This is a genomic window from uncultured Campylobacter sp., assembly GCF_937997535.1.
Taxonomy (GTDB): Bacteria; Campylobacterota; Campylobacteria; order Campylobacterales; family Campylobacteraceae; genus Campylobacter_B.
Map to the genome: position 1 here is coordinate 1 of NZ_CALKTT010000020.1, position 11,903 is coordinate 11,903.

Below are 11,903 nucleotides of genomic sequence, written 5' to 3' on the forward strand. Positions count from 1 at the left end.
TTAGCGCCTTGAAGCATTCCTTGATAGGTAAACCACTCTGAAACGAAGCCGTTTACCGGAGGAAGCGCTGCGATACCCATGATACCGATAAACATACCGACGGCAGTTAGGGGCATTTTTTTAACTAGTCCTCCTAGCACATCCATATTCTGCGTATGAGTAGCGTGGATTACAGAGCCTGCACATAAGAATAGCAAGCCTTTGAATATCGCGTGATTTACTACATGGTAGCAGCCTGCTAAAAATCCGACTGCGGCTAGCGTTACATTGCCTGCTGCGACGCCGTAAATTCCGGTGCCAAGACCTAGCAAGATAATACCGATATTTTCAACCGAGTGGTATGCAAGAAGCGCTTTAAAGTCGTGCTGGCACAACGCGTATAAAACGCCAAAAAGCGAGCTGGCTGCTCCTAGGATCAAAACTGCAAGCCCAAAATAAATGCTTAGTGGCAAAAATAGCGTAAATTTAACAAGCGTAAAGAGCGCTACTTTGATCATAACGCCGCTCATTAGCGCAGAGACGTTTGACGGAGCCGCAGGGTGAGCTTGCGGTAGCCAGACGTGAAAAGGCCACATTCCCGCTTTTGAGCCGAAGCCGACCAAAAATAGTATAAAAGCAGCCACGGAAGCACCCATCGGCATATTTACGTTTCCCCACTTTGCAAATTCAAAGCTTCCTGCGTAGTTTGCAATGATAAGTAATCCACAGGTGATACAAAATGCACCGATCTGCGCTATACCTAGATATACCATAACAGCTTTGAGCGTGCCTTTGCCATCGTTTACTATGATTAGAAATGACGAAATTAACGTCATAAGCTCCCATAAAACAGCGAAGCAAAATACATTATCCGCACTGATGACTAAAAGCATAGATAAGATGAAGGTATTAAATAAACATGCAAAAACGCCGATATTTGCCTTTCCGATATATTCCTCAGCGTAGCTCATGCCGTAAACGCTGCTTGCAAAGCCTATAAAAACGACTACGAAGCTGAAGAAATTTCCAAGCGGACTTAAAGCAAATTTTGGCGCATATAAGAAAGTACCGCCCAAAACGAAGCTGTCGCTTACGCCCATATTGGCTACGAAATGACACATCGCATAAAAACAGCTGATAGCACCTAATCCAAATCCCACCTTAACAGCAGTTTTTGGAGCGCAGTATAAAAGGATACTAATTACTGCACTGACGATAAATAAAGTATAGACGCTTATCATTTTGCGCCTCCTTCTTTTTTGGCGACGCAACTGATTTCGCCGTTTAATACGTCTTTTGCAAAAGCATTAGCCGCATCGTAGTCTATCGCAAAGCCCAATTTATGCTTACCTTCTTTAGGATCTATCATAATGATAGCGCTAGTTGGGCAAACCTCGACGCATGCAGGACCGTTCTCGCGTCCGTTGCATAGATCGCATTTGATGGCGGTGCTTTTGGCGCCCGCTTGGCTTTCGATCTCGAGATAATACTTCGGCTCGACCGCATAATTTACTGACGGCATAAGCTCGGCATTCGAGCTGATCGCGCCATAAGGACAGGCGAGCGTACACATCTTGCATCCGATGCAAATTTCTTCGTGTAATTCGATATAGTTATTATCGAAGCGAAGCGCACCGGTAGGGCAGACATTTGCGCATGGTCCGTCATCGCACTGCCTGCACTGCGTAGGCATAACGCCGTAAGCCTGTCTAAGCACAGTAAGTCGCGATTTAGCAAGCTTGCCGCGCTCGTAGGCACTTGAGTAACAGGCCGCCATGCACGTCGTGCAACCGATACATCGTTTGTAATCGCAGATTACAAATTTATGTTGTTTCATACCTTTCTCCTTGACTTAAGGAATTTTAAAAATTTTTTACTAAAAATTTTGGTGTAATTATATTTAAGTCCGCAAAAAAATTCCGTCATTTATCTGACGATATTTGGAATTTATTTGATAAATTTGCTTTCAAAGCTTAAATTTAAAAACTAATTTCTTTTTTAAACCGGTTCGTTGATTATTTGCTTTAAATATCTAGTATATCAGTATTAAAGTATATTTTAAAATTTAAATTACTATTTAAATTACCCCAATTTACTCCTAATTATAATTGAAAAAATTCTTTTAGCTTAAGACAAAATTTCAATTTTATTTTAGGTAAGAATTTATATAATTGTGCCGAAATTGCATATATGGTAATTTTGCATGTTTAGTATTTTCGAAAGGAGAAAATATGGCGAATAAAGGCAAGGTCATATGCCCTTATTGTGGCACAGGCTGTCAAATTGAGCTGACTGCGGAAGACAATTATATCAAATCCGCAACCGGCGTAAGCGACAACCCCGTAAATCAAGGTTGTTTATGTTTGAAAGGTTACTACGGATGGAATTACGTAGGCTCTAGAGATAGACTTACTACTCCGCTAATTCGTAAAAAGAATGGCAAATTTAGTAAAGATGGCGATTTGGTCGAGGCTAGCTGGGACGAAGCGCTTGATCTGGTTGCTAAAAAGATGCTCGAAGTTAAAGAAAAATACGGCGCCGACGCGATAGCCGGAAACTATTCCGCACGCTGTACGCATGAGGATAACTACGTAGCGCAGAAGCTACTTAGAATTTTAGGTACGAATAATATCGATCACTGCGCGCGCATTTGACACGCTCCGACTGTGGCAGGTCTTGCCAAAACAATCGGTAACGGAGCGGCTACAAATAGCTTCACGGAGATCGGAACTCACAGCAACTGCATTATGATGATCGGCTCAAACCCGGAAAATGGTCACCCGATCGTAGCTATGCACGTTCAAAGAGCGCTAAATAGAGGAGCTAAACTCATCGTAATTGACCCGGTTAAGACGGAATTTGCAAATCGCGCAGATATCCACCTCCAGCTTGAGCCGGAGCACAATATCCCGGTTATAAACGCTTTAATCCATGCTATTATCGACGAGGATTTGGTAAATCATGAATTCGTTAATAAATACACCAAGGGTTTTGAATATGTAAAAGAGGCGGTTAAGGATTATTCGCCTGAGGCCGTAGCTAAATACACTAGGTTAAACGCTGAAGATATTAGAAAAGCGGCTAGAATTTACGCTACTACGCGACCTGCGGTCATCACGCACGGCATGGGCGTAACTCACTTCAATCACGGCGTGGGCGCGGTCTGCGACATTTCAAATTTAATGCTCGTAACGGGCAATGTGGGCGAGCTCGGAAGCGGCGATCTACCGATCCGTGGACAAGAAAACGTTCAAGGCTGCTGCGATATGGGAATGCTTCCTAACGTATTTACCGGCTATAAAGCCGTAACCGACGAAAGTGCCCGTGATTGGTTTGAGCGCCAGTGGAATTTGCCAAAAGGTCATCTAAATGGCAAGATCGGCATTCATAAAACCGAAGTGCCTGACGCAATTCTTGATGGTAGGGTAAAATTCTTCTGGACGATGGGTGAAAACCCGGTTATGACCGATCCGAACGCAAACCACTTCTTGCGCGCGATTTCGCAGGTAGAGATGTATGTGATCCAAGATATTTTCTTAACTGAGACGAGTCGCAAAGCAGATGTCGTGCTTCCTGGAGCTTGCAGCGGCGAGAAGGAGGGCACTTATGCTAACGCCGAGCGCCGCGTACAGCATAGTGAGATTGTAGTTGCCCCTCCGGGACAAGCTAGACAAGACTGGGCTATCATCTGCGAGCTTGCCAGACGCCTAGGTCTAGGAGATTATTTCACATTCCAATCTCCTGAGCAGATTTGGGAAGAGGTGCGCAGGGTAGCTCCACACAACTACGGCGGAATGAGCTATTACCGCATCAAAAAATACCACGGACTTCACTGGCCGTGCCCTGATGAGAATTCTATGGGCGGACCTGCATTGTATCTTGATAAGAAATTCTTTACTCCGGACGGTAAAGGAAATTTCGTCCCGGTTCTATTCGTGGATGATAAGAGCAAGATCGAAAGCGCCAAAGAGGAATTCGCAAAGCGTATGAATATGCCGAAAGATTATCCTGTAATGGCAGGCTCCGTGGACGAGAAGACCGACGAGGAGTTCCCGATCCAGCTTCTAACTACGCGTAAGGTTTACGAGTACGCAGGAGGCGCGATGACTAGGCGCTCTAAGACCGTCGAGCAGGGCGGCGACGCGATAGGACCGATTGCGGAAATGAATCCGAAACTCGCCGAGCGATACGGAATTTCACAGGGCGATTTCATCGTCGCGTGGAGCCGCTACGGCTATATCGCGATCAAGGCGGACATCACCGAATGTATAATGGATGGTATCATTCAGATGTCTTATCACTACTGGGAGAGCTGCTGCAACGAGCTAACGAGCGGCGGCTGGGATCTAATCGCCAAAACGCCTACGTTTAAGGCGGCGATTCAGATTAAAAAGATCGATGAAGAGGAATTTTTGCGTATCCGCGAGCTTAAGCGCATTAAGTTTCAGACCAACAAGGTCGTTTACGACGACTTCCACCACCATCCGATTAAATTCTAAGAATTTAATCTTATCCGTAGATTCGGGGCTATGCTCCCGAATCTACTTTTTAACAATCAATTCAAATAGTATGAACAATCCAAATAATATGAAATTTTTACGATCTAGCTGTATTGCGATATTTTAAAGATCAAAAATTTCAAAATTCAATCAATTCAGCGATATTTTAATACGCCTCTTCGCGTAGTCGCACTATTGAATAAAAGGGCATAGAATTTATCCGCTATTGCGTTAATAGATGCGGCTGCAGAGACCGGGCATTCGCGATTTATCAAATCCTAATAAATTAGCCTTAATTAGAGCGGCGCAATGGAGTAAATTTTAAAGATAAGCATGATAATAAGGCTATTTTATCGCGACAAATCTTACCAAATTACATTATTGATTAAATTTTAGCGTGCGTAGGCTGATTTTATGCGAATTAGCCTATATTGCCAAGTAGCGCTGCAATTTTAATAACGCAAATGCAATTTTTGTGATTTTAATATATAAATGCAAAAGGCTCATAGGCTTTTAAAGCGCTAGACGCGGCTTTTAGTCTTAATGGTCGCAAATACCGGTTTCTAGCATAACCGGAGTAGTTTCGCGCTCCGTCTGAAATCCATAAATTTTGATTTTAAAATTTTAGATTTAAAATTCCGAATTCCGCCGTGCTTGGAGCTCGGAATTTTTATAATTTTATTTTATCGCGTGTTTTTGGCGTTCTATTTTCACGCGGGAGCCCTTTGCTGCGCCAGATCACGCCGCTTATGATGTTAAAGTTATTGCGCCAAAGCTTCTGCCTGCTTGCGGATGAGATTTATGAAATTAGGCTCTGATATTGAAGCTATTGTGCTAAAGCTGCTGCGGCAGAATTCCATCTACTTTATGCAAAAATAGTTAGAATTTCTGCCGCTTGTCGCTCCTGAGATACTTATTATGCCGATCTGTTCGTCGCACCTTATTTTTATCGCTCGCAGCGCCCGCTTTACTTTGTCGCGCCTAAATTTTTGCTGTCAGTCGCGTTAGAATCGCTCGCAGCGCCGTGATTTTCGCTGCTTGCAGAATCTGAGCTCGTCGCACCGCTAGAGCCTGCGGAGATTGGATTTGCTGCACTTTCGCCTGCGATGCCGCTTACGTTATTTATGTAGGCTACGGTGCTTATTTTATTCCATTCTCTGCCGATTTTCAAAAATGCGCGCTGGCTGTCTAGGATCTCTTTAAACATCGGATCTTTCGCCGCTTCTTCGTCTAAGATCTCATTCGTTGCTTTTTTAAGCGCGGCTATCACGTCTGCAGGGAAGTCGCGCACCTGCACATCCGGAAACTGCGCTTTTAGCTCCGCCCAAATGCGAGCGTTTTCATAAAAGCCCTTATTTTGGAAGTTCTCTCCGGCAAGTCTTGCTGCAGCCTCTAAGATCGCTTGAAGATCCGCAGGCAGCTTCTCTAGCGCCTTTTGATTTACCAGCAGTTGGCAGTCTCCCATAGGCTCTTGCCAGCCTGTGTAGTAGTATTTAGCCACTTTGTGAAATCCAAGTGGCATATCATAGACAGGGCTTACCCACTCGACCGCGTCGATCGTACCCATCTCTAACGCCATAAATAGCTCGCCCGTAGGCACCGTGTTTATAGTAGCACCTAGCTTGCTCATCACCTCTCCGCCTAGCCCTGGTATGCGGAATTTAAGCCCTTGCAAATCTGCAACCGAGTTGATCTCTTTTTTAAACCAGCCGCCCATTTGCATGCCGGTAGATCCCATCAAAAAGGTCTTCATACCGTATTGCGCGAACATCTTATCATTAAGCTCTCGCCCACCACCATAGTAATACCACGCGTGCTGCTCATCAGTAGTCATACCGAAAGGCACCGCCGTCCAGAGCATAGTTTTGGCGTCTTTGCCTTTATAATAATAAAGCGAAGTATATCCTAGATCGTATTGACCGCTTTTGACGAAGTCGAATATGCCAAAGCTTGCCTTGTGCTTGCTCGGCGTATCGATGCGGATCTGAAGCCTACCACCACTAAGGCTTTCGGCATAGTTTTTAAAATCCTCGGCGGCAGCGCCCAAAACGGGCGTAGTCGCCTCCCACGTACTAGCAAGTCTTAGGCGATATACCTTATCGTCGCCGAAAAGCTGCGAGCCCAAAAGCATGAGACATGCAAACAAAAAAATCTTTTTCATTTCTATCCTTTCATAAAGTTTTAAATTCATAAAATTTCAAAATTTAGCGCGCCGCCGGCTTAAAATTTAATCGCGCTCTGCGTCACTGCTACGAAGTTCTGCTTCACGGTGCCTATTTTATCGACACGTTGCTTTGCTATTCTATTTTACGACGCTTCATCTTATAGGCACCTTGCTCTGCAAATGTCTTATTCCGCGACATTTTACTTCTTAGCGCCCTGCCCAAGCTTTTTATTTTACTATGCCTGGCTTTGCGACGATAGAGTGCCGCGTTCGTTTAATTTCGCTACGTTCGGATGTTACCACACCTGCACCATATCTAGCGATAATATTTTATCAAGCGCGCTTGCTTAAAAGCTTCCAGCGCGGATCTTTTTTGCTTAGAAATAACAAAAGTATCTTAAAATGCTATCTTTGCGCCTTTGCAGATAAAATTCTCTTTTTCTTTCAAAGCGAGCTTTGTCATTATCGGCAAGCTTAGACGCTATGCCATTTTTTGATCTTAGACGGCAGAATCGTGCTTTTAAATTTAAAATTCCGCAATCTGCGTGATCTTCGCGCCACACTGGCAAGCAAAGATTTAGCCTTTATATTTAAATTTTGCGCCTTAGTTGAGCGCAAAATTCCGCGCGGAGTTTTGATGCAAATTCTGCGAGAAGCCTAGATTAGAATTTTATGCAGAGCCGCCCCGCGTTGTCTAAAATTTTTTGCAAAATTCCGTGCCGCAAAATGCACTTAAAATTTTAAATTTGCTATTGCGCGGAATTTCTTAGCGTAAATTCTAAGCCTTGAAATTTTGCTCTTGTTTGACGGTATAAAATTTTAAAATTAAATTCTGCAACTGCCATGCCTTAAAATTTTATTTGCAAAACATGCTTGCTAAATTTTAAAATTTTAAATCTAAACCCGCAAAATTCTGTATTTTGCGTTTTGAAATTCTATTTAGCAAAATTTTATCTCGCGGATTTCTTGCTCTATAAATTTCTGCGTTTGGTAAAATTTTGCTCCGCAAGTTTGCGCCTCGTAAAATTCTAGCTCGCAAAATTTCGCTTAAAATTCCGCAAGCTAGCCCTTATTTTCGAATAGTTCCGCGTGTTTGCTACGCAAAAACTCGACCACGGCGATCACCTCGTCCGCGCCGCTAGCGTCAGAGTTCGCAAGTACCGTATCGATGTTTTCGATATACAGCTGCGCCGCGTCGGCGAGCCGATCGCGTTTCACGCCCGCATAAAGCAGCATCGCGTCAAGCAGGATGTTGATCTCGTAGATGAGGTCCTGCTCGGCGATTTTTTCGTCATTAGTTTTCATCTTCTTCCTTTGAAATTTGAGTTTTTTTCTCGATTAGATCCACGATTTGCGCCTTTACGGCTTCGTACGAGCTCGCGTCTTTAAAGCCTGCAAACATCCCGCCGCTCGCGTTTACGTGCCCGCCGCCGCCGAGGAGTAGCTTTGCCATTTCGCTAACGTCGATCTTGCCGTCGGCGCGGAAGCTGAGCGTTTTTTTGCTCGTTACGTCGATGAAAAAATCGACATCGGGGTTTTGCGTCAAAAAATCGTTGCCGATGACGCTTACGTTGCCGATATTATAGGTCAAAATGCCCTTTTTATCGAGATAGCTGATCTCGAAGCGCTGCTTTTGCGCGCTTAGGCGGGCGACTACGAAATGCGAAACGAGATTGCTTAGCGTGTCATCGCGCTCACTTTTAAAAAATTCTTTCTTTATACCGTGCAGCGCGCTATCTAGCGCGATGTGAGCGTCCGGCTCCTCTTGAAATTTAAAAATTTTTTCTAACAGGAAAAAGATATAATCCCTGCTCTCCCGCTCGAACATGATCTTATTGATCTCTTTCGCGCCCGAGACCATGCCGAGGCAGACTTTGCCGAGCTCAAACTCGCTCTGCTCCTTCAGCCAGATGTCCACGGCGTTTACGACGCGCACGAGCTTATCCAGCCGCGTCTCGCCGCCGAACATCGCGCTGAAAAAATCATACGTTATCTTCGTGGCGCAGCGCGAGGAGTCCAGAAAATACCACGGGAATTTCTTCGCGCACTCAAGCCCGCTTTGATGATGATCCAGAAGGATCACGCGGGCGTTGCGGCGCGCCAGTTCACCGCTAAATTTCTCGCACTGCGCAGGTAGTAAATTTAGATCGGTGATCAAAACCAGGCTTTTCTCGTCTGCGTCTACGGCGAGCCGCTCGTCGATGCGAGCGAGGATGAGATCAAATTTTTCGTTTATCTCCTTGCCGTAGTTGGCGTTGAAAAATTCCACGTCCGTCAAATAGTGCGCCGCGACGAACTGCGCGCCGTAGCCGTCCAGATCGGTGTGGCTGAGGTGATAAATCGTCATTTGTGCTCTTTGCCGATGATGGCGGCGAGTGTGATCGTATCCATATACTCGTCGACCTTCTCCTGAAGTTCGCCGAACATTAGATTGACGCGGCACAGCGTGCGACCGTTGGGGCAGGCGTCGATCCCCTCGGCGGTGCAATCAAACACCGTCGCCTTGCGTCTTTCGGCGCTTTTGATGATCTCGCTTAGCGTGATTTCATCTGCATTGCGCGCGAGCACAAAGCCGCCTTTCGCGCCTTTGTAAGAATTTAGAAGTTTTGCGCGCGCCAAATTTTGTAAAATTTTAGCCAAAAAGCTGCGTGAAATTCCAAGCTCGCTAGAGATCGAATCCACGTCCATAGACTCATTCTTGCCGGCGATACAGATCATTGAAAGCAGGGCGTATTCGCTTGCTTTAGTAAAAAGCATTTATTTTCTCCTTTGGTGTCAAAGCGTGCATTTTACATCAAAAAAGCAAAAATTTAGGTTAATTAAGTATAATCTCTTCCTATTTTACCGATCAGGAGGTCATCATGGCTTTAGACACGGCTCAAAAAGCACAGATAGTTGCGAAATTCGCTAGAAGAGAGAAGGATACGGGCTCTGCGGAGGTGCAAATCGCGCTTCTTACAGAAAGGATCACGCTTCTTACCGCCCACATACAGGCAAATCCGAAAGATTTTTCATCCCGTTTAGGACTACTAAAGCTGGTAGGTCAGCGCAAAAGAATGATGAAATATCTCAAAAATAAAGACTACGCAGTTTATTCCAAGCTCGTTAGCGAGTTAAATTTAAGAGATAAATAAGCTCCTTTGCTCGCGGCGGCGTTTATTTCGCCCCGCGATTTATACACGGCGTCCGTCAAACGGCGGACGCTTTTTTTATGCCCGAAATTTTAGACAGCCACACTTTTTCAATTTTTGAATTTTTTGAGAATTTTGTAAAATTTATAAATTCTGCTTGGACTATGAAATTTTAAAATTTCATAGAATTTTTGAAATTTTGCCGAATTCTAATAATTTGCGCAGTTCAAATCCTCGACGAAATTTGAAATCATAGGTTAATTTTATCTGCGCCGTCTCGCATATCGCTAGAATTATACATTCGCGCTGTTTGGATAGTCTAATCTGCATCAAAATTTAATTGCAAAATTCCAAAGAATTTAAATAAAAATCCTTGCCGTATCACCCGAAAAATACGGCGAGTATAAAATTTCAGCAAATTTTAATGGGGGGGGGGCGTATTATTCACAAATTTTATTTTTAACTAAAGGATTGTTAATGGATTATTTTCACGGTATCGCAATCAGTGCTAAAAAAGAAGTTCTAACAGACATGAGTAGCGTAACTAATACTACTGTAAATACTGTAAATAGTGGCGATGTAAGTAGCGGAGGCTTGGGTTATCCCTTTTTGTCTATCAATCCGTTCGCCGTTCGCGGCAGTTTTAACAGCAATACGACGACAAATACGACCACTAAAACAAGCACTACGCATACTCATATATGGACATTTCAGCTTAAGGGGCAAGGTAAAGATTTGTTTAGAGCGGTTTTAGATAAAAATTTTTTGATTTTGGATGGTGATGAGATAGCTGGTTATGTCGAAAAAAATGGTGGTTACATTGATTGCGGTCTAACTAAAAACATAACTAGAAAAGTAAGCAATGAGGATCAATTCTGGGCTAATGCCGAAAGCTATAAACCCAGATTTGATTATGATATCGTTGGCTGCGGTACATTTATAGGTGGAATACTGGTATTTATATGTATATGTTATTTTCAAATACTTTATTTCGAGCTCTTGCCATTTTTTGCATGTATTGGAAGTAGTTTCATTTTGACGTTTATAGTTTGCCGATCGATTTATAGAAATAGATGGCGTAAATATAAAAATATCCTAGCCGATACGAAACGTTTTTTAGACGATTTTGAAAATCGTATCGCTAGCGAAAAAATAGATGAAGAAACGGGGTTAATCACAAAAGTAAGCCCGCAAGTACAAATCACTGAAACAAACCAAGAAGCGCAGTAAATAGAAATGAAGTAAAATTTAGTTTAATTGGAATTTGTATCAATTATTTCTAGATTGTTAAAATTTTACGTAAAATAAAAGGCTTTTGGGCGCTCACATTCCAAAAGTTGCTTGTACGAGAATAGGTTTTATGCCTTTGAAATACGGGAGCGCTTTTGCGTACAGAATAAAATTTAAAATTTGCACTTTGCATTTTGCTTCAAATTTTATAATGCAAGAGTTTTGGAAAGTAAAAAAATTCGGAAATCATTGAAATTTTTAAATTCATAGAATTCTAAAATTTATACTTCTTGTAAATTTAAATTATAGCTATTTAAACGCCGCGAAGCTCATAAAATTCGCCCATTTAAAGATACTCTCGACGCGCTTAAAGCCTGCGCTTAGCGCTAAGGCGCGGTTTTCCGCTTCGGTGTAGGGCACAAGCACGTTTTCAAGCGCCTCGCGTTTTTGCGCGATCTCGTAGCGCGAATAGCCTTGCGCGCGCTTGTAATCCTCGTAAATTTCGATCATCCGGCGCGCCAGCGCAGGCTCTTCGTAGACGATCTTTTCGCTAAAGATCAAAACCCCGCCCTCGCGCAATCCGTCGTAAATTTTACTCACGAGCGCGGCGCGGCGCGGCGGCCTGATGAACTGCAGGGTGTAGTTTAGGATCACGGCGTCGCAGTCCGCGAGGCTCGCATCCAGCACGTCCGATACGCTAAGCTCGAGCTCGGCGCCGAACGCCGCCGCCTTAGCGTGGGCGTTTTGTATCATCGCCTCCGAGCTGTCGATGCCGCACAGCCGCAGATCGGGGCGCAGCGCAAACAGCGCCAGTAGCGCGGTCGCAGTCGAGCAGCCAAGATCGATCACGCGTGCCTTTTGCGGCAGTATCCGCGCCAAAAGCTCGCTGCTAAGCCGCGT

The 11,903-nt window shown here is 44.1% G+C and carries 10 protein-coding genes; 3 read left to right on the forward strand and 7 right to left on the reverse strand.

Going from position 1 to position 11,903, the window contains the following annotated elements; all coding sequences use genetic code 11:
* The coding region (locus Q0117_RS02335; protein ID WP_297921991.1) for a proton-conducting transporter membrane subunit at window positions 1–1,220 on the reverse strand (1,220 nt) is incomplete at its 3' end.
* Window positions 1,217–1,816 (reverse strand): 4Fe-4S dicluster domain-containing protein, encoded by a 600-nt coding sequence (locus tag Q0117_RS02340; protein WP_005871891.1) that lies wholly within the window; start codon window positions 1,814–1,816, stop codon window positions 1,217–1,219. The genes Q0117_RS02340 and Q0117_RS02335, both read right to left, overlap by 4 nt.
* A gap of 394 nt (window positions 1,817–2,210) precedes the next feature.
* On the opposite strand from Q0117_RS02340, the gene Q0117_RS10620 reads away from it, so the two are divergent.
* Entirely contained in the window at window positions 2,211–4,478 is a 2,268-nt protein-coding gene (locus Q0117_RS10620; RefSeq protein WP_297960597.1) for a molybdopterin-dependent oxidoreductase, read from the forward strand.
* 967 nt (window positions 4,479–5,445) lie between these two features.
* Here Q0117_RS10620 and dctP read toward each other — a convergent pair.
* The 4 genes from dctP to Q0117_RS02370 all read right to left on the reverse strand — a co-directional run bounded on the left by dctP (window position 5,446) and on the right by Q0117_RS02370 (window position 9,399).
* Window positions 5,446–6,639: a TRAP transporter substrate-binding protein DctP gene (dctP, locus tag Q0117_RS02355; protein WP_297917838.1), complete on the reverse strand. Its 1,194-nt coding sequence runs from the start codon at window positions 6,637–6,639 to the stop codon at window positions 5,446–5,448.
* 1,065 nt (window positions 6,640–7,704) lie between these two features.
* Window positions 7,705–7,947 carry a hypothetical protein gene (locus Q0117_RS02360; RefSeq protein ID WP_297921994.1) on the reverse strand — a complete coding sequence of 81 codons (243 nt, stop codon included), beginning with the start codon at window positions 7,945–7,947 and terminating at the stop codon, window positions 7,705–7,707.
* Window positions 7,937–8,989: a DHH family phosphoesterase gene (locus Q0117_RS02365; protein WP_297921997.1), complete on the reverse strand. Its 1,053-nt coding sequence runs from the start codon at window positions 8,987–8,989 to the stop codon at window positions 7,937–7,939. Before Q0117_RS02365 ends, Q0117_RS02360 begins: the two co-directional genes overlap by 11 nt.
* Window positions 8,986–9,399, reverse strand: a complete 414-nt coding sequence (locus Q0117_RS02370; RefSeq protein ID WP_297922000.1) for an Rrf2 family transcriptional regulator — start codon at window positions 9,397–9,399, stop codon at window positions 8,986–8,988. The genes Q0117_RS02365 and Q0117_RS02370 overlap by 4 nt, the downstream gene beginning before the upstream one ends.
* A 104-nt stretch (window positions 9,400–9,503) precedes the next feature.
* Here Q0117_RS02370 and rpsO point away from each other — a divergent pair, with 104 nt between their 5' ends.
* Complete coding sequence (gene rpsO / locus Q0117_RS02375; protein WP_297922003.1) at window positions 9,504–9,776, forward strand: 30S ribosomal protein S15; 273 nt, start codon at window positions 9,504–9,506, stop codon at window positions 9,774–9,776.
* 474 nt (window positions 9,777–10,250) lie between these two features.
* Window positions 10,251–11,003, forward strand: coding sequence for a hypothetical protein (locus Q0117_RS02380; RefSeq protein ID WP_297922006.1), 753 nt, complete (start codon window positions 10,251–10,253; stop codon window positions 11,001–11,003).
* Between the two features lie 309 nt (window positions 11,004–11,312).
* Here Q0117_RS02380 and Q0117_RS02385 read toward each other — a convergent pair.
* On the reverse strand, window positions 11,313–11,903 hold a 591-nt coding region (locus Q0117_RS02385), incomplete at its 5' end, for a methyltransferase domain-containing protein (RefSeq protein ID WP_297922009.1).

Bases quoted from the DNA above. Each gene is read 5' to 3' on its own strand.
- Q0117_RS02340 (WP_005871891.1), bottom strand. From the start codon at position 1,816: ATGAAACAACATAAATTTGTAATCTGCGATTACAAACGATGTATCGGT.
- dctP (WP_297917838.1), bottom strand. From the start codon at position 6,639: ATGAAAAAGATTTTTTTGTTTGCATGTCTCATGCTTTTGGGCTCGCAG.
- Q0117_RS02360 (WP_297921994.1), bottom strand. From the start codon at position 7,947: ATGAAAACTAATGACGAAAAAATCGCCGAGCAGGACCTCATCTACGAG.
- Q0117_RS02365 (WP_297921997.1), bottom strand. From the start codon at position 8,989: ATGACGATTTATCACCTCAGCCACACCGATCTGGACGGCTACGGCGCG.
- Q0117_RS02370 (WP_297922000.1), bottom strand. From the start codon at position 9,399: ATGCTTTTTACTAAAGCAAGCGAATACGCCCTGCTTTCAATGATCTGT.
- rpsO (WP_297922003.1), top strand. From the start codon at position 9,504: ATGGCTTTAGACACGGCTCAAAAAGCACAGATAGTTGCGAAATTCGCT.
- Q0117_RS02380 (WP_297922006.1), top strand. From the start codon at position 10,251: ATGGATTATTTTCACGGTATCGCAATCAGTGCTAAAAAAGAAGTTCTA.